The sequence below is a fragment of the Mycolicibacterium litorale genome, from assembly GCF_010731695.1.
Classification (GTDB): domain Bacteria; phylum Actinomycetota; class Actinomycetes; order Mycobacteriales; family Mycobacteriaceae; genus Mycobacterium; species Mycobacterium litorale.
Genome location: NZ_AP022586.1, coordinates 1,734,029 through 1,750,346 on the forward strand (window position 1 = coordinate 1,734,029; position 16,318 = coordinate 1,750,346).

The 16,318-nt window shown below is 69.5% G+C and carries 19 protein-coding genes; 10 read left to right on the plus strand and 9 right to left on the minus strand.

Going from position 1 to position 16,318, the window contains the following annotated elements:
* Positions 1 to 139: 139 nt before the first annotated feature.
* Positions 140 to 670 (plus strand): hypothetical protein, encoded by a 531-nt coding sequence (locus G6N30_RS08020; RefSeq protein WP_134051616.1) that lies wholly within the window; start codon positions 140 to 142, stop codon positions 668 to 670.
* Between the two features lie 124 nt (positions 671 to 794).
* Positions 795 to 1,139, plus strand: a complete 345-nt coding sequence (gene fdxA / locus G6N30_RS08025; RefSeq protein ID WP_134051617.1) for a ferredoxin — start codon at positions 795 to 797, stop codon at positions 1,137 to 1,139.
* On the opposite strand, the gene G6N30_RS08030 is transcribed toward fdxA, so the two are convergent.
* On the minus strand, positions 1,140 to 1,574 hold the full coding sequence (locus tag G6N30_RS08030; protein ID WP_134051618.1) for a hypothetical protein: 435 nt from the start codon (positions 1,572 to 1,574) through the stop codon (positions 1,140 to 1,142). It abuts the gene before it with no gap.
* A 63-nt stretch (positions 1,575 to 1,637) separates the two neighbouring features.
* Entirely contained in the window at positions 1,638 to 2,768 is a 1,131-nt protein-coding gene (locus tag G6N30_RS08035) for a nitronate monooxygenase (RefSeq protein ID WP_134051620.1), read from the minus strand.
* Between the two features lie 121 nt (positions 2,769 to 2,889).
* Between G6N30_RS08035 and G6N30_RS08040 the strand changes: the two genes are divergently transcribed.
* The 5 genes from G6N30_RS08040 to G6N30_RS08060 all read left to right on the plus strand — a co-directional run bounded on the left by G6N30_RS08040 (position 2,890) and on the right by G6N30_RS08060 (position 6,544).
* Positions 2,890 to 3,624 (plus strand): HAD family hydrolase, encoded by a 735-nt coding sequence (locus G6N30_RS08040; RefSeq protein ID WP_134051622.1) that lies wholly within the window; start codon positions 2,890 to 2,892, stop codon positions 3,622 to 3,624.
* 101 nt (positions 3,625 to 3,725) lie between these two features.
* On the plus strand, positions 3,726 to 4,064 hold the full coding sequence (locus G6N30_RS08045; RefSeq protein WP_134051624.1) for an aminopeptidase: 339 nt from the start codon (positions 3,726 to 3,728) through the stop codon (positions 4,062 to 4,064).
* A gap of 56 nt (positions 4,065 to 4,120) precedes the next feature.
* Positions 4,121 to 5,470 carry a PP2C family protein-serine/threonine phosphatase gene (locus G6N30_RS08050; protein WP_134051626.1) on the plus strand — a complete coding sequence of 450 codons (1,350 nt, stop codon included), beginning with the start codon at positions 4,121 to 4,123 and terminating at the stop codon, positions 5,468 to 5,470.
* Between the two features lie 173 nt (positions 5,471 to 5,643).
* Entirely contained in the window at positions 5,644 to 6,036 is a 393-nt protein-coding gene (locus tag G6N30_RS08055) for an STAS domain-containing protein (protein ID WP_166674576.1), read from the plus strand.
* A gap of 31 nt (positions 6,037 to 6,067) precedes the next feature.
* Positions 6,068 to 6,544, plus strand: a complete 477-nt coding sequence (locus G6N30_RS08060) for an ATP-binding protein (RefSeq protein WP_134051628.1) — start codon at positions 6,068 to 6,070, stop codon at positions 6,542 to 6,544.
* 19 nt (positions 6,545 to 6,563) lie between these two features.
* Here G6N30_RS08060 and G6N30_RS08065 read toward each other — a convergent pair whose 3' ends face one another.
* Positions 6,564 to 7,655: an NAD(P)H-dependent amine dehydrogenase family protein gene (locus G6N30_RS08065; protein ID WP_134051630.1), complete on the minus strand. Its 1,092-nt coding sequence runs from the start codon at positions 7,653 to 7,655 to the stop codon at positions 6,564 to 6,566.
* Between the two features lie 73 nt (positions 7,656 to 7,728).
* Between G6N30_RS08065 and G6N30_RS08070 the strand changes: the two genes are divergently transcribed.
* Together G6N30_RS08070 and G6N30_RS08075 are read left to right on the plus strand one after the other, a co-directional pair.
* Positions 7,729 to 8,466 (plus strand): glucose 1-dehydrogenase, encoded by a 738-nt coding sequence (locus G6N30_RS08070; protein ID WP_134051632.1) that lies wholly within the window; start codon positions 7,729 to 7,731, stop codon positions 8,464 to 8,466.
* 95 nt (positions 8,467 to 8,561) lie between these two features.
* Entirely contained in the window at positions 8,562 to 8,786 is a 225-nt protein-coding gene (locus G6N30_RS08075) for a hypothetical protein (protein WP_134051634.1), read from the plus strand.
* A 9-nt stretch (positions 8,787 to 8,795) separates the two neighbouring features.
* On the opposite strand, the gene G6N30_RS08080 is transcribed toward G6N30_RS08075, so the two are convergent.
* The 5 genes from G6N30_RS08080 to xylA all read right to left on the minus strand — a co-directional run bounded on the left by G6N30_RS08080 (position 8,796) and on the right by xylA (position 14,460).
* The gene (locus tag G6N30_RS08080) at positions 8,796 to 9,995 is read right to left on the minus strand and encodes an ROK family protein (RefSeq protein ID WP_134051636.1); all 1,200 of its coding nucleotides are present in this window, start codon (positions 9,993 to 9,995) and stop codon (positions 8,796 to 8,798) included.
* 18 nt (positions 9,996 to 10,013) lie between these two features.
* Positions 10,014 to 11,279 carry a sugar ABC transporter permease gene (locus G6N30_RS08085; protein WP_134051638.1) on the minus strand — a complete coding sequence of 422 codons (1,266 nt, stop codon included), beginning with the start codon at positions 11,277 to 11,279 and terminating at the stop codon, positions 10,014 to 10,016.
* A gap of 11 nt (positions 11,280 to 11,290) precedes the next feature.
* The gene (locus tag G6N30_RS08090) at positions 11,291 to 12,067 is read right to left on the minus strand and encodes an ATP-binding cassette domain-containing protein (protein WP_134051641.1); all 777 of its coding nucleotides are present in this window, start codon (positions 12,065 to 12,067) and stop codon (positions 11,291 to 11,293) included.
* A gap of 1 nt (position 12,068) precedes the next feature.
* The gene (locus tag G6N30_RS08095; RefSeq protein WP_134051643.1) at positions 12,069 to 13,139 is read right to left on the minus strand and encodes a sugar ABC transporter substrate-binding protein; all 1,071 of its coding nucleotides are present in this window, start codon (positions 13,137 to 13,139) and stop codon (positions 12,069 to 12,071) included.
* Between the two features lie 100 nt (positions 13,140 to 13,239).
* Positions 13,240 to 14,460, minus strand: coding sequence for a xylose isomerase (gene xylA, locus G6N30_RS08100; protein WP_134051646.1), 1,221 nt, complete (start codon positions 14,458 to 14,460; stop codon positions 13,240 to 13,242).
* Between the two features lie 72 nt (positions 14,461 to 14,532).
* Between xylA and G6N30_RS08105 the strand changes: the two genes are divergently transcribed.
* Complete coding sequence (locus G6N30_RS08105) at positions 14,533 to 15,645, plus strand: ROK family transcriptional regulator (RefSeq protein WP_234880069.1); 1,113 nt, start codon at positions 14,533 to 14,535, stop codon at positions 15,643 to 15,645.
* Here the strand turns inward: G6N30_RS08105 and G6N30_RS08110 are convergent.
* Entirely contained in the window at positions 15,631 to 16,299 is a 669-nt protein-coding gene (locus G6N30_RS08110) for an MBL fold metallo-hydrolase (protein ID WP_134051649.1), read from the minus strand. The two genes, G6N30_RS08105 and G6N30_RS08110, sit on opposite strands and share 15 nt — an antisense overlap.
* Between the last annotated feature and the right edge of the window lie 19 nt (positions 16,300 to 16,318).

Consider the following 16,318-nt stretch of genomic DNA (forward strand, 5'->3'; position numbering starts at 1 on the left):
GAAAGTCCGGAGTAGAACGTGTTATCGCTGCGGGGGAGCGGCGGTTTCCCGGAAACGTTGGCCACTTCTGTAACAAAGTCCGGGTCGGCGGAGAACAATCGGTATAGCCAGGCCAGTTCGGACGTGGAGGGAGACCGCGGTGGCGATCGATGTGCGGCGTATCGCTGCCTGCGCAGCACTGGGCGCAGGTATCGGCATGGGACTGTTCGTGACGGCACCCGCGGCGGGTGCGGAGCCGGTGCCGGCACCGGTACCAGGACCGCTTCCCGCTCCGGCACCCGCACCGGCACCCGCACCGGTCGACGCGATGGCGGCTCCGCTTCCGGCGCCCGCACCGGCCGCGCCCGCACCGGCTGATGCACCGACCGCACCCGCACCCGCCGACGCGGGCGTGCCCCATCTGTTCAGCCCGGACAATCCGCCGCCCGGAACGTCGACCACGCCGGTGGCGCCGACGGGCAGCCGCGGACTGTCCTACCTCCGCGACCTGTGGCATGCGGTGCAGACCCAGGAGGTAAGCGGGGGAGACGCGATCTTCCTGCTGACCCAGCGCCCGCTGGACCCGGCCGCCACGCCGCCGCCGGGCATGCCTGCCGGCCCGCAGGCTCCGCTGCCGCCCGCGCCGGCGCCCGCTCCGGCACCCGCGCCCGCTCCGGCGCCGCTGCCCTGAGACAACCCGCCGACCTGCGTGACGCGGGTGGCGGTCGCAAGCGGCGTTTTCCGCCATGGCGTTACGCAGATCAGGGACTTTCGGCCCCAGCGCTGGACCGGGCCGAATTCGTAACGTGAACCCCATGACGTATGTGATCGGTAGTGCCTGTGTGGATGTCGTCGACAAGTCGTGCGTGCCCGAGTGCCCCGTCGACTGCATCTACGAGGGAGACCGGGGGATGTACATCAACCCGGACGAGTGCGTCGACTGCGGCGCATGCCGAGTGATCTGCAAGATGGACGCGATCTACTACGAGACCGACCTCCCCGAGAACGAGTACCGCCACCTCGCCGACAACGCGGCGTTCTTCACCGAGGTGCTGCCAGGACGCGACGCCCCACTGGGCACCCCCGGAGGCGCCACCGCCCTGGGCCGCCTCGGTGTGGACACCCCGCTGGTGGCCGGTTTTCCGCGTCCGACGGACTGACTACGGCGCGCGGTACTCGATCATCGGCTGCCGGTGCAGCGTCGTATCCCCCGACGTGACAACGAGTTCGGTGGCCGTCACCCAATAGACGACGTCCTCGTTCTCCGCCGAGAACCCGCCTGCGCCGGCCGCCGCCGCGTCCAGCATCAGCGCCGCGTCGTCCTCCAGCCGCACTCCGCGATACTGCAGCTGACCGTCGGGGCCCGAACAGATCGCCACCAGCGCATCCTTGGTGCGGCCGAAGGCCTCTGCCTCCGCGGCACCTTGGCAGTAGGCCGCAGTGCCGACGAAACCGCGCTCGTCGGAAGGGAATTCCGGCGACGGGTCCGCCGTCGCCCACGGCGCCAGAGCGAGGCCGGCCGTAACGACGAGGCCGGCCGCCCCGGCCAGGCGCCTACCGCGCGATAACGGTGCTGACGTCGGCGAATCGGCCATTCCGCACGCTAACGCGCGCAGCCGCCCGCGCCCGGGATATCGCCGTCGTGTCGCGACGGCGCGTCAGACGCCCGCCGCCTCGTTCAACGTGTTGAGGGTGTTGGTCGCCTCCAGGTACTCCTGCACCCAGCGCTCGATCACCGCGGAGGTCTTCTCCACCTTGGTGAACTGACCGACCACCTGACCGACCGGATTGAACGCCACGTCGACGGTCTCGTTGGGGTACTTGTGCGTCGCCGCGACCGCCATCCCGGACACCATGTACTGCAAGGGCATTCCCAGCGGCTTCGGGTTCTCCGGCTGCTCCCACGCCTCGGTCCAGTCGTTGCGCAGCATGCGCGCCGGCTTACCGGTGAACGACCGGCTGCGCACGGTGTCGCGGCTGGACGCCTTCGCGTACGCCTCCTGCTGTACCGGGGTGTTCTCGGCCTCCTCGACCATCAGCCACTGCGAACCGGTCCACGCACCCGCCGCACCCAGCGCCAGCGCCGCCGCGATCTGCTGACCGCTGCCGATTCCGCCCGCGGCCAGCACCGGCACCGGCGCGACCTCCTTGACCACCTGCGGCCACAGCACGATGGAGCCGACCTCACCGCTGTGGCCGCCGGCCTCGCCGCCCTGGGCGATGATGATGTCGACGCCGGCGTCGGCGTGCTTGCGCGCCTGCGACGGCGACCCGCACAGCGCCGCGACCTTGCGGCCCGCCGCGTGGATGTTCTTGATCATGTCGACGGGCGGGGTACCCAGTGCGTTGGCGATCAGCGTCATCTTGGGATGGCGCAGCGCGATCTCGACCTGCGGCGTGGCGGTCGCCTCGGTCCAGCCGAGCAGCTGCAGCGCGTTGTCGTCGCTGTCGTCGGTCGGCACGCCGTGGTCCTTGAGGATGCTCTTGGCGAAGTCCAGGTGCTCCTGCGGGACGAGCGACTGCAGCATGCTCTTGAGCTCGTCGGCCGACATGTTGGCGTCCATGCCCTCGTACTTGTTCGGGATCACGATGTCGACGCCGTAGGGATGGTCGCCGATGTGCTCGTCGATCCAGTTCAGCTCGATCTCGAGTTGTTCAGGGGTGAAGCCGACCGCGCCGAGCACGCCGAAGCCGCCGGCCTTGCTGACCGCGACCACCACGTCGCGGCAGTGCGTGAACGCGAAGATGGGGAACTCGATGCCGAGCTCGTCACAGATGGCGGTGTGCATGCGCGCTCCTTGGATGAGGCGGTCGGCGAATTGGAACGTGTTCTAGTTTAGTACGGCGGGGCGGCGGTCCGGGAGGGTATGCCGGTTCGCCATCACCCGAGTCGGCCGGAATGATGGAAAAGTGCCCCGACTACTGCCGCTCACCGAATCGGTCGACGAGATCTCCGGCGGGCCGGGCGGTCCACGTGTCGGCGTCTTCTTCGACCTGGACGGCACGCTGGTCGACGGCTTCACCGCCACCGCCCACGCCGGCGACCGGATCAGGCGCCGCCAGGCGAGCCTCGGTGAGGTTCTCGGCGTCCTCGAAGCCTCGATCCGGTACCGCCTCGGCCGTATGCAGTTCGAGCGGCTCGTCCGGCGGGCGGCCGGATACCTGCGCGGGGAGTCGCTCGCCGAACTCGACGTCCTCGGCGAGCGGTTGTTCGTCGAACGCGTCGCCGCCCGCGTCTTCCCCCACATGCGCCGCATCGTCGAGGCGCACCAGCGGCGCGGGCACACCGTCGCACTCAGTTCATCGGCGCTGACCATCCACGCCGAACCCGTGGCGCGCTTCCTCGGTATCGACCACGTCCTGTGCAACCACTTCAGCGTCGACGACGCCGGCCGGCTGACCGGAGACGTCGTCCGCCCGGTGATCTGGGGGCCGCAGAAGGCGGTCGCGGTCGAACTGTTCTGTCAGGCCAACGACATCCCGTTGGGCGACAGCTGGTTCTACGCCGACGGCGACGAGGACGTCGCGCTGATGGACCTCGTGGGGTTCCCCAGGCCGGTCAATCCGCGCCCGCGGCTGACGGCCACCGCGACCGCGCGGGATTGGCCGGTCCTGCAGGTTCCCCGCCAGCGGGGCCACGCGTGACCCGAATTGGGCTGTCCACCAACCAATTTCGTGCCGGTTTAGACCGTCGGCACCTTGGGTAGACCTCCGCCTGGTTCGTGAACCCAGACGAGGGGAGTGTTGTGACCGCACGACGGTTGGCCATGGTGGTGGGCGCGATCATCCTCCTGGTGGGGATTGTCGGACTGCTCGTCCCGGTATCGGTGTCCGGCGACGACGGCAAGAGCGTCGGGTGCGGCAACGCCCTCGTCTCGGACATGTCCGGTGCGCAGGCCGCCAACAACCAGGGCGTCGCGAACGTGCCTGTGCTGAACCAGATCGTCCCGCACACCGACTATGTCGCACTGTGTGAGTCGGCGGTGAGCAGCAGGCGGTCGTGGGCGATTCCGGTGGCCGTCGTCGGTGCCGTCGTCACGGTGGGTGCGGCGGTCGTGGGTGGCCGACGAGGCCGCGCGGTCTGACACCCGCTGTTCACGGGATAGGCCTGACGGGCGGTGCCGTCGGCGGTAGGCTGATCATGTTCGCCTCTCCAGACAGCGGAGGTTCCCCACCGAAGGCGGGAAGCACCGTGATCATCACCCAGGCGTCCGCGCGATCGGCCGACGAGATCGAAGCCCAGCGGCTACTCGCCGTCGCCCGCTACGCGATCCTCGACAGCCCGGCCGACGATGCGTTCGACCGGATCGCCCGGGTGGCCGCCCGCACCTTCTCCGCGCCGATGGCGACCATCGCGATCGTCGACCGCGACCGCATCTGGTTCAAGGCGGCCCACGGCCTCGGCAATCTGCACGAGGTCGACCGCCGGGGCGGCTTCTCGTCGGAGACGATCCTCGACGACCGGCCCTACGTCGTCAACGACGCGGCGCGCGACCCACGCACCGCGCAGAATCTTTTCGTCAGCGGCCCGCTGGGGGTCCGCTTCTATGCCGGCGCCCCGATCGTCACCTCCGACGGCCACCGCATCGGAGCGGTCAACGTGCTCGACACCCGGCCGCGCCGGTGCGACGAACACGATCTGGCGACGCTCACGGATCTGGCCGCGCTCGTCATGGACCAGCTGGACCTCCGCCTGGCGACGCTGAGCGCGGTCCGCACCGGACGCGTCGTACGCCACGATGCCGCCGACGACGCGACGACGGTGGCCGACTACGCCGAGGCGCTGCAGCGCTCCCTGCTGCCCCCGTCCCTGCCCACCGTGCCGGGCCTGTCGGTCGCGGCGCACTATCACCCGGCATCGGCGGCCCGCGTCGGCGGCGACTTCTACGACGTGTTCGCGCTCGACGGCGCCCGGTGGGCGTTCTTCCTCGGTGACGTCGAAGGCCACGGCACCGCCGCCGCGGCCGTGACGTCGCTGGTGCGCTACACCCTGCGGGCCGCGGCGTTGCACTATGAGAACCCCACCGAGGGGCTCGACGAACTGAATCGGGTGCTCGTCGGGGACCCCAACGAACGCAAGTTCTGCACCGTCCTGTTCGGCACACTCGTCGCCGAACCCCACGGCGGCGGACACCGCATCCGCCTGGCCACCGGTGGCCACCTGCCCGCGATGCTGCTGGACCCGGCCACCGGCACCGTGCAACCGGTCCGGCCGGAGCGCGGCATGTTCGTCGGTGCGGTGCCCGACGCAACCTTCGACGAGTGCTCGTTCACGCTGCGTCCCGGCCAGACCCTGTTGTTGTTCACCGACGGCATCACCGAGGCCAGGCCGACGGGTTCCGGCTGCTTCGGCGAGGACGCGCTGCGCCGATATTTGACGCCGCGGGTGAATATGCGCGCGTCAGAGCTGATCGACGACCTCGCCGGCCTGGTGCCGACACTGCGCCCCGACGACGACATCGCGCTGCTGGCACTGACCGCCGACCACTGAGCCACCCAGACCTGGTTTAATCTGATTCCGGTTGCGCTCGCCGACCGTGGGCGCTCCCGGCACCGGATTCTTCCGGTGTCGCTGGATGTCTTACCAGGTTCAGTCCGCAGCCTGGCGAGCATGAATTGCGTGCGCGCCGCCCTCGGGAAGCGACGCACGCGGGAGGTGGACCATTGGAGGAACAGCGCGAAGCCGCAGCAGGGGCGACCTCCGCCGCGGACTCGACGAACTGCGAGATCAACGAACGCTGGGTTGATCGCAACGTCGTGGTCTCGGTATCCGGTGTCGTCGACATGCTCACGGCACCGCAGCTGGAGCAGGCCATCCGAGCGGGTCTGGCGAAGGAGCCGGCCGGACTGGTCGTGGACTTCTCCGCCGTGGAATTCCTCGCATCGGCGGGCATGGGCATTCTGGTCGCCATCCACGACGAGATCACGTCCGACGTGAAGTTCTGCGTCGTCGCGGAGGGTCCCGCTACCAGCCGCCCTTTGAAGCTCCTGGGAATCGCCGACATCATTCCGCTGTACGCCTCGGTCGACGAGGCGCTCGCAGCACTGAGTGCTTAACAGATAGGCCAACGGGTATTCACGTCCTGCCATGATCGATTCCGTCTCTGCGGCAAACGTTTCCAACGCCGAGCGATTCACGCGTCTCGGTATCGCCGCTGACGGGCAGGCCGCCTCGCGGGTGCGCGAGGAGTTCGGCCACTGGCTGGACGCCCACTTCGCACTCGACCCCGTACGGTCCAGCGATCTGATCCTGGCGACGAACGAGGCGCTGGCCAATGCGGCGGAGTTCGCCTACGCGAACACCGGCCGATCCGGCACCATGGACGTCCAGGCCGATTTCGACGCGGCCGCCGGTGTCCTGACGGTCACCATCGCCGACCAGGGCACCTGGCGCGACCGCAGCAACCTCCCGCCGAGTAAGGCACGGGGCCGTGGCATCCCCCTGATGGAAGCGCTCACCGACAGCACGTCGATCGACCGCACTCCGACGGGCACCCGTGTCCTGCTGCAGTGGACCGGCGTCGCGAGCCGGACGGCCCCCTCGGAGACCGCCACCGTGGAGTGACCCGCCGTGGCCCGGACCATCAGCCGCGGGTGGCGAACAACCCCCGCCCGGTGATCAGCGGCAGGTCGAGCGGGGTCCGGATCCCCGGCGGCGCGGCCACCACCGCCGGGATCGCATTCACGATGCGCCCCGCCGCCGCGACGATCGCCGCATGGTTGTGGTCGCCCTTGCGGCTGGTGGGACAGATGTCGACCGCGTAGGAGGGCTCCCCGACGATCTCGACGCGATAGGACCCGCCCGGCTGCGCGGGCCGCGCCCAGTCGGGGCGCAGATCGTCCCGCAGCCGCGTCACATGCTCGATCACGATCGCGGGGGAGTCGTCGGCGCCGCCCTCGATGATGCCCTCGATCAGGAACCGGACCGCGGCGACCGTGCCCTTCGCGATGCGCCCGACCGCCACGTCGAAGTCCTCGGGTGCGGGTTCCTGTTCGACCGAATCCCTGATCTCACGCACCTCGACGCCGAGCCCCGCCGCGAGCTGGCGGATGGCCGTCCCCCAGGCAATGCTCAGCACACCGGGCTGGAAGAGGATCGGCAGGTCGCCGATCTGGTTGCCGAAGCCCATCACGTCGAACATGACCTCGGCGCCGTCGTAGGTGGCGTAGTCGGCGATCTCCATGCACCGCACCTGCTCGATGCTGCTGCACGTGCCGGCGAACGCGAACGGGATGAGGTCGTTGGCGAAGCCGGGGTCGACGCCGTTGATGAAGATGCTCGCACCGCCCTGTCGAGCGGCGTCCTCGACCCGGTCGATGTACTTGTCGGGGATCACGCCCCACGGGAACTGCAGTACGCCCGGCGCCGATCCGACCACGTTGACGCCGGCCTCGAGGATGCGCCGGCAGTCGGCCATCGCCTCGGGCAGCCGGGTGTCGCCCATTGCGCAGTACACGACGCAGTCCGGTCGGGTCGCCAGCACCGCGTCGAGCCCCTCGGTGGCGGTGATCCCGGTGACCGTGTCGAGGCCGGCCAGTTCACCGGCGTCCTTCCCGACCTTCGCAGCCGTCGACACACCGACGCCGGTCAGCTCGTACGCCGGGTTGCCCACCAGCGCCGCGAGTGCCAGCCGGCCGACGTTTCCGGTCCCGACGTGGGCCACGCGTATCGCCATCACAACTCCTCCGCACCGAGGTGAAACTGGAACAGGTTCTAGTTCGCGACAGCCTAAGGTAGCCTGGCCCGTCATGGGACGGGTAGACGGAAAAGTTGCACTGATCAGCGGCGGGGCCCGAGGTATGGGCGCCGAGCACGCACGCGCGCTGGTGGCCGAGGGCGCCAAGGTGGTGATCGGGGACATCCTCGACGAGGAGGGCAAGGCGCTGGCCGACGAACTCGGCGACGCCGCGCGTTACGTCCACCTCGACGTCACCTCCGCCGAGGAGTGGGATGCCGCGGTGGCGACCGCGGTCAACGATTTCGGCACCCTCAACGTCCTGGTCAACAACGCCGGCATCGTGGCGCTCGGCCAGATCGGCAAGTTCGACATGGCCAAGTGGCAGAAGGTCATCGACGTCAACCTCACCGGCACGTTCCTCGGCATGCAGGCGAGCGTCGAGGCGATGAAGGCCGCAGGCGGCGGCTCCATCATCAACGTCTCGTCGATCGAGGGCATGCGCGGCGCGGTGATGGTGCATCCGTACGTGGCGTCGAAGTGGGCGGTGCGCGGTCTGACGAAGTCGGCCGCGCTGGAACTCGGCTCGCACCAGATCCGCGTCAACTCGATCCACCCCGGGTTCATCCGCACCCCGATGACCAAGCACTTCCCGGACAACATGCTCACGATCCCACTGGGCAGGCCGGGGCAGTCCGACGAGGTGTCCACGTTCGTGGTGTTCCTGGCCAGCGACGAATCGCGGTACGCCACCGGCGCCGAGTTCGTCATGGACGGCGGCCTGGTCAACGACATCCCGCACAAGATGTGACGCGAGCGTGCGTCCTGCGCGGAGGCGGCCGGCCCCGGGGCCGTAGGCTCGTCGCGTCGCACGCGCACGTCAGCCAGTCAGATAGGGAGCGAGCCATGACCTCAGTCGATGAGCGCCGCGAGCTGCAGCAGCTCGCCGAGCAGGCCGGGTGGCGCCGCAACGATCTCGGCCGGGTCGACCTGTACCTGCGGGGCGACACCAGGGTCCGGGTGATCTGGCGGGGGAGCGAGGCGATCACCGGCGCCACCCTGATGCAGGACGACGTGATGATGACCTACACCCGGGATCTCCCGACCGTCAACAGCTGGTTGAAGCGCTGACCCGCGGCGTCACGTGACGGCCGGGCGCTGGGCAACGCCGAACAGGTCACCGGTGCGCGGCGCGGCCGCCAGGCAGCCGACCGGATCGTCGAGCAGGGCACGGAAGGCGACCTCGGAGGCCCCGATGAGCACCGACCGGTCCGCCAGCCCGGGCATCGCGATACGCGGCGTCATCTCGGGGATCCGCAGTGACCGGGCCGCCATCTCGGCGCGCACGTCGGTCTCCACCCATCGGTACAACGGCCCGAGGTAGCCGCCCAGCACGATGAGTTGCGGGTTGAGCAGGTTCACCAGACCGGCCAGGCCGCGACCCAGCTGACGGCCGACCGACGCCAGCTGCGTCGGCGGACCGTCCAGCCGCTGCAGGTGGCCGCCCACGTCGGCGAGGCGGTCCGGTGGACAGCCGACCGCGTCCGCGATCGCGGCCGCACCGATCTCGGTCTCCCAGCAGCCCACCGCGCCGCAGTGGCACGGCCGGGTGCCGTCACCGAACGGGAGATGGCCGATCTCGCCGGCGAACCCCGACATCCCGGTGACGGGCCGGCCGCCGGCGATGAGCCCGGCGCCGACCCCGACCTCACCCGACAGGTACACCAGGTCGCTGACCCTGCGGCCGGCCCCGCGAAGCAGTTCGGCGAGCGCCCCGTGGTCGGCTTCGTTACCCAGCACCGGCGGCGTCGACGTGCCGAGGGCGTCGGCGAGCATCTGGGCCAGCGCCAGATCATGCCACTCGAGGTTGGGCGCGAGTCGGATGATGCCGCCGTCGCGCGCGACGATGCCCGGGACGCTCACCCCGACACCCACCAGCGCGGAGTCTTCGGGCGCCGCTCGCACCACGGCCCGGGCCAGGTCGCCGATCGCGTCGACGGTGTCCCGGGGATCGTGGCCGGGCGGCGACGGCCGGCCTGCGGTGGCGAGCACGACCCCGCCGAGACCGACGCGGGCCACCGTCAGGCCCGACACCCGGATGTCGACGGCGAGCACGTAGGCGTGGTCAGTGGTGGTGACACCCACCGACGGCCGGCCGGCCGCGCTGTGTCCCCGCGGTTCGGGGAGTTGCTGACGGGCCAGCCCGAGCAGCTCGACCTCACCGACCAGATCGGCGATCGTGCTGCGGTTCAGACCCATCGACATGGTGAGCGAGGACCGCGACAGTGCACCGGCCAGGTGCAGGTGCCGCACGAGCGTGCACAGGTTGTGCCGCCGCATGTTGACCTGGTTGCGCACTCAGCTCAGACCCGTCGCCGACCGGCGCCGCCGCGAGATCGCGTCCACGCTCGCCGCCAGCAGCAGCACGCCGCCGGTCACCAGGAAGTTGATGTAGGACGACTGGTTGAGCAGGCCGAGCCCGTTGGCGATGGTCGCGATCACGACCCCGCCGACGACCGCGTCGATGGCGCGGCCCTTCCCGCCGAACAGGCTGGTGCCGCCGATGACCGCCGCGCCGACCGCGTACAGCAGCGTGTTGCCCGCGCCCGAGGACGCCGACACCTTGCCGGCGTAGGAGGCGGCGAGTATCCCGCTCAGCGCGGCCATTGACGAACCGACCACGAACACCGACATCCTGATGCGGTCGACGTTGATGCCCGCGCGGCGGGCGGCTTCCGGGTTGCCGCCGACCGCGTAGATGTGCCTGCCGTAGGAGGTGCGGCCCAGCACGAAGGTCAGGCCGACGAGCAGCACGCCGACGATCGGCAGGACGTAGGGGACGCCGCGGATCTCGACGTTCGGGTTCACGCTGCGGTTGAGGCTGAGCACGAACGTCACGCCCAGGGTCACGACCGCGACCGCGGCGATGCGCGCGGCGACCACGCCGATGGGCGCGTGATGCAGGCCTGCGGAGACCTTGGCACGGTGCCGGTAGAGCTCGAGCGCTCCGTAACCCGCCACCACCGCCAGCGCGCAGATCCACCCTGCGGTCACCGGGAGGTTCTGGATCGTCATACCGCGGATCACCGGGTCGTCGACTCGCACCGAGCCGCCCTCACCGATGAGCTTGAGCGTGACGCCCTGCAGCCCGAGGAAGAACGCCAGCGTGACGACGAACGACGGGATGCCGAGGCGGGCCCGCAGCACCCCGATCGCCAGCCCGATGAGGGCACCGCACAGCACCCCGGCGAGCATCGCGGCCCACCACGGAAGGCCGCGGGAGACCATCGTCAACGCCATCACGCACGCCGACACGCCACCCGCGACACCGGCGGACAGGTCGATATCACCGAGAAGCAGCACGAATACCAGCCCCATGGCGAGCACGCAGATGGAGCCGGCCTGGGTGACGAGGTTGGCGAGATTGAGCGCGGAGAGAAACCGCTCGTTGGCGGCGGCGAAGACCACGAACAGCACGATCAGGCCCAGCACCGCGGGCAGCGAGCCCATGTCGCCGCCGCGCACCCGCTGGAGGTACCCGCGCACGGCGGCGCCGAAGGTCTCCTCCGAGCGCAGGTCCGCGGCGAAATCCGCGTCGGCGAGTTGGCGGTTCAGCGTGGTCATCTGGCGTCCCTTCACATCGACTGGGCGGCTTCGGTCGGCGCCAGGCCGAGGTCGCCGGACCGGCCGGCGGTGATGAGTTCGACCACCTGGCTGTGGGTGACCTCGGGGGTCTTCACCTCGGCGGCGACCCGGCCGAGATACAGCGCGCAGATCCGGTCGGCGACTTCGAACACGTCGGCGAGGTTGTGGGAGATCAGGACGACGCCGACACCCTGGTCGGCCAGCCGGCGCACCAGGTCGAGGACCTGACGGGTCTGCGCGACGCCGAGTGCGGCGGTCGGCTCGTCGAGGAGCACCACCTTCGACTTCCACAGCACCGACTTGGCGATCGCGACCGTCTGGCGCTGCCCGCCGGACAGACTGGACACCGGCTGACGCACCGACTTCACCGTCCGCACCGACAGCGAGGCCAGGGCGTCGCGGGCCATCGTCTCCATCGCCGCCTCGTCGAGGGTCCCGCGGCGGATGACCTCCCGGCCCAGGAACATGTTCGACACGATGTCGAGGTTGTCGCACAGGGCCAGGTCCTGGTAGACCACTTCCACTCCGAGCCCGGCGGCGTCGTTGGGGCCGTGCACGGTCACCGGCTCGCCGTCGAAGAGGTAGGTCCCGGTGTCGATCGGATGGATCCCCGCGATGGCCTTGACCAGTGTGGACTTGCCGGCGCCGTTGTCACCGACCAGGGCGGTCACCTCGCCGGGGTAGACGGCGAAGTCCACATCGTGCAACACGTGCACGACGCCGAAGCTCTTGTTGACTCCGCGTAGTTCGAGGATCGGGGCCGTCATCTCAGCTGATCCCGGCGGCCGTGCACATCGCCGCGAACTGGCCGGCGCAGACCTCGTCCTTGGACTGGCCGCCGTCGTCGAACACCACGTTGACGTTCTGCTTGGTGATCGCCTGCGGCTGCAGAAGTACCGACGGCACGTCCCGCTTGCCGGTGTCGTCACGGGAGGTGGCGGTGGTGTTCACCGGTTGGCCCGTCGCCAGCGCGATGGCCGCGTCGGCGAGCGCGCCGGCCTCTTCGGTGGCGGACTTGTACACCGTCATGCACTGCGTTCCCGCCAAGATGTTCTGCAGACCCTCGACGGTGGCGTCCTGCCCGGTGACCGGGACCTGACCGGCGCGCTGGTTCTTCTCGAGGATCGAGATCACCGAACCGGCCAGGCCGTCGTTGGCGGCGTACACACCGTCGACCCGGCCGTCGGCGGCGGTGTACATCTGTTCGAAGATGGTGACGGCCTTGTCGGTGTCCCAGTCCGGTACCGCCTGTTCACCGACGATGCGGACGCTCGGTGTCCGGTCGAGTACCGAGTGCGCCCCGGCGGAGAACAGCGAGGCGTTGTTGTCGGTCGGAGAACCGTTGAGGGACAGCACATTCGCCTGACGATCGCCCAGACAGTCAACCAGGCCCCGACCCTGCAGCTCGCCGACCTTGGTGTTGTCGAACGAGATGTACGCATCGGCCGAGCCGCCGAGGGTCAGCCGGTCGTAGTCGATGGTCTTGACGCCCTGGGCGGCCGCCTTCTGCTGAATCGACGCGCCGCTGTCGGAGTCGAGGTTGACGATGGCGAGCACCGTCACGCCATCGGCGATCATGCTGTCGGCGATGGTGGCCATGGTGTCGGCGGATCCCTCGGCGTTCTGGATGGTGTAGGGCACACCGGCCTGCGTGAACGCGCTCTCGAGCGCGGGCCGGTCCTTGGTCTCCCAGCGGACCGATGATTTGGTGTCGGGCAGGATCACCCCGACCTTGCCGGCCTGGCTCTCGGTCGAGCCGTCACCGCCGCTGCTGCACGCGCTCAGGGTCAGGCCCGCGCCGACGACGACGGCGACCAGCAGGCCGCTGAATCTGGTCATGAAGACTGCCTCTCTCAGGGGTGATTGCGTGCGGTGGTTTGTTGTTTCGGACAACATATAGCGTGACGCGAATCACGTCCATAGTCAGTCCGGACTATGATCAGCGCGCCCCCATCAGATGTTCGACAGCGAGCTGATTGAGCCGGACGAATCCGAATCCTCTACCGTCGTAATAGGATTCGGCGTCGAACTCCTCGAAGGAGGATCGGTCGTCGAGCAGGTCACGGTACCCCTCAGCCGAATCGAGGGTGGGCCGGCGTAACTCGTCGACCCGGGCACCGGCCAGGGCCTCGGCAACCTCGGGATCGGCGCGGAACGCCGCGGCACGCTGCTTGAGCAACAGGTACATACGCATGTTCGCCGCCGCGGACGCCCATACCCCTGCGCTGTCCTCGGTCCGGCTGGGCTTGTAGTCGAAGTGGCGCGGCCCGTCGTAGCTGGGGCCACCGCCTGCGCCGCCGTTCTCCAGCAGGTCGACAAGCGAGAAGGCGTTGATGAGATCGCCGTGGCCGAACACCAGGTCCTGGTCGAACTTGATGCCCCGCTGCCCGTTGAGGTCGATGTGGAAGAGCTTGCCGCGGTCCATCGCCTGGCTGATCCCGTGGAGGAAGTTCAGCCCGGCCATCTGCTCGTGTCCGGCCTCGGGGTTGACGCCGAACAACTCCGGGCGCGCGAGGGTCTCGATGAAGGCCAGCGCGTGGCCGACGGTCGGGAGCAGGATGTCACCGCGCGGTTCGTTGGGCTTGGGCTCGATCGCGAACCGCAGGGGCAGGCCCTGGTCGGTCACGTAGTCACCCAGCAGGTCCAGCGCCTCCCGGTAGCGGGCCAAGGCCGCCCGGACGTCCTTGGCGCTGTCGTATTCGCTGCCCTCCCGCCCGCCCCACAGCACGAAGGTCTGCGCCCCGAGTTCGGCGGCCAGGTCGATGTTGCGCAGCACCTTGCGCAGGGCGAAGCGGCGGACGCCGCGGTCATTGCTGGTGAAACCGCCGTCCTTGAACACCGGATGGCTGAACAGATTCGTCGTCACCATCGGCACCACCATGCCGGTGGAGCCCAAAACCGCGGCGAGCCGGCCGATTTCGCGGCGGCGCTGGTCGTCGGACGATCCGAAGGCGAACAGGTCGTCGTCGTGGAAGGTCAGCCCGTATGCGCCGAGCGCGGCCAGCCGCTCGACCGCCTCGACCACGTCGAGCCGGGAACGGGTGGGCACTCCGAACGGATCGCCTGCGGTCCAGCCCACCGTCCACAGTCCGAAGGCGAACTTGTCGGATCGCTGCGGGGTGAGGTCGGAACGGGTGGTGAGGGATTCGAGAACGGACACGCGGCCTCCAGCCTGGATTTGTTCTGGCGCCGAACATAAGATGTGGTCCCAGTCACTGTCAAGGGAGTCGAATTGGGAATCGGAACCAGCAGCGACGACGTCCGCCGGCGCAACCTGTCCGCCGTGCTGACGCTCGTCCACCGCCAGCGCGCGCTCACCCGCGCGGAGTTGACGCGACGGACCGGGCTGTCGCGGTCCACGGTGAAAGACCTGGTGGCCGAACTCGCCGATGCGGGTCTGGTCGAGGAGACGCAGCCGACGGGCAGCGGCGCGGCGGTCGGCGTCGGCCGCCCCAGCCCGGTGGTGCGCCCGTCACGCCGGGTGCTGGCCGTGGCGGTGAATCCCGAGATCGACGCCGTCACCGTCGCTCTGGTGACACTGGGAGGTGCGGTGTCGGAAACTGCGCGCATCCCGACTCCGACCATCCCGAGCGCGGCGGACATGGTGCGGATCGCCGCGGCGGCGATCGCTGAGCTGCGCGCCGCCCTGCCCGCCGGCTGTCTGCTGACCTCGATCGGCCTGGCGGTGCCCGGGCTGGTGCATGCGCCGGGCTCGACCGTCCAGCTCGCTCCGCACCTGGGTTGGCACGACGAGAAGGTCGGTGAAATGCTCCATGCCGCAACGGATCTCACGGTCCTCGCGGCGAACGACGCGAACGTCGGCGCCGTCGCCGAGCACCTCTTCGGCGGGCACCCGCACGCCGATCACATGGTGTACGTCAACGGAGGCGCCAGCGGTATCGGCGCCGGCTTCGTGGTCGCCGGCGAACTCCTCGAAGGCGCCGAAGGCTATGCCGGCGAACTCGGCCACACCTACGTCGGCGGCGACCTGCCCTGCCACTGCGGTGCGGTCGGATGCCTGGAAACCCAAGTCACTCAATCGGTCACCCGCGGCGACCTGGACGAGCAGGCGCGTTATCTGGGTATCGCGCTCGGCGGTGCGATCAACGTGATGAACCCCCGGCTCATCGTGCTCGGCGGCTTCCTCCGGGCGTTCCCCGAGCAGGCCGCCGACGCACTGCACGCCGCGGTGGCACGCCACAGCATGGCCGCGCCGCGCGCCGCGGTACGCATCGTGGCGGCCAGCCTGGGGTTCGAGACGCTGATGATCGGCGCCGCGGAACTCGCATTCGGCCCGCTGCTCGCCGACCCGGCCGGATATCGCGCGGCGTCAGCGGCCGGCTGAGGCGTCGACCGGCACACTCGCCATCGCCTGAGCGACGATCCGCGACCACGACTCACCGTCGACGGCGTGGACTGCCGTCGGTCCGGCGAAGGCACTCGGGATCACGACGTCCGGTTGCAGGTCGGCGAGCACAGCGATACTCGACCGCATCGCGTCGGCATCGCCGCGACCCGGGGGCAGGAATGTCGACCAGGTGCCCCGTTCGGTCGGGAAGAGCGTGTCGCCGGTGAACAGATATCTGGCGCCGGCCGCCCCGTGCACGAAGAAGCAGCAACTGCCCGGCGAGTGGCCGGGGGTGGGGATCACCTCGACACCGTTGACATCGACTTCTCGCACGGACAGCGGGACGTCGATCGCCGCGTGCCGTGAGATCTCGGCCGATTCGGCCGCAGGGGCGTGCAGCCGGGATCCGAAGCGGCCGGCGATCCGGCCGAGCATCGGGCCGGCCTCGTCGAGGTGGGAGAGGTACTGGTCGGCGACTCCACCGAGTTCGGCGATCGCGTCGAACTCCGCATCCGAGGCGGTGCTGTAGAACAGCACGTTGCCGTTCGCCCCGCCGGTCCACAGATAGGCGTGGGTGGTGAGGCCGGGAAACGGTGAGTCAGTTCGGGTCTGGAACAGGTCGGGCTTCAGCTGCGTCAGTGTGTTGGTCATGACGACAGTGTCAGACCTC

What these genes read in the sequence shown, in the direction of transcription:
- fdxA (WP_134051617.1), top strand. Translation starts at nt 795, where the DNA reads ATGACGTATGTGATCGGTAGTGCCTGTGTGGATGTCGTCGACAAGTCG.
- G6N30_RS08030 (WP_134051618.1), bottom strand. Translation starts at nt 1,574, where the DNA reads ATGGCCGATTCGCCGACGTCAGCACCGTTATCGCGCGGTAGGCGCCTG.
- G6N30_RS08035 (WP_134051620.1), bottom strand. Translation starts at nt 2,768, where the DNA reads ATGCACACCGCCATCTGTGACGAGCTCGGCATCGAGTTCCCCATCTTC.
- G6N30_RS08050 (WP_134051626.1), top strand. Translation starts at nt 4,121, where the DNA reads ATGTTCGCCTCTCCAGACAGCGGAGGTTCCCCACCGAAGGCGGGAAGC.
- G6N30_RS08060 (WP_134051628.1), top strand. Translation starts at nt 6,068, where the DNA reads ATGATCGATTCCGTCTCTGCGGCAAACGTTTCCAACGCCGAGCGATTC.
- G6N30_RS08065 (WP_134051630.1), bottom strand. Translation starts at nt 7,655, where the DNA reads ATGGCGATACGCGTGGCCCACGTCGGGACCGGAAACGTCGGCCGGCTG.
- G6N30_RS08070 (WP_134051632.1), top strand. Translation starts at nt 7,729, where the DNA reads ATGGGACGGGTAGACGGAAAAGTTGCACTGATCAGCGGCGGGGCCCGA.
- G6N30_RS08075 (WP_134051634.1), top strand. Translation starts at nt 8,562, where the DNA reads ATGACCTCAGTCGATGAGCGCCGCGAGCTGCAGCAGCTCGCCGAGCAG.
- G6N30_RS08080 (WP_134051636.1), bottom strand. Translation starts at nt 9,995, where the DNA reads ATGCGGCGGCACAACCTGTGCACGCTCGTGCGGCACCTGCACCTGGCC.
- G6N30_RS08085 (WP_134051638.1), bottom strand. Translation starts at nt 11,279, where the DNA reads ATGACCACGCTGAACCGCCAACTCGCCGACGCGGATTTCGCCGCGGAC.
- G6N30_RS08090 (WP_134051641.1), bottom strand. Translation starts at nt 12,067, where the DNA reads ATGACGGCCCCGATCCTCGAACTACGCGGAGTCAACAAGAGCTTCGGC.
- G6N30_RS08095 (WP_134051643.1), bottom strand. Translation starts at nt 13,139, where the DNA reads ATGACCAGATTCAGCGGCCTGCTGGTCGCCGTCGTCGTCGGCGCGGGC.
- G6N30_RS08110 (WP_134051649.1), bottom strand. Translation starts at nt 16,299, where the DNA reads ATGACCAACACACTGACGCAGCTGAAGCCCGACCTGTTCCAGACCCGA.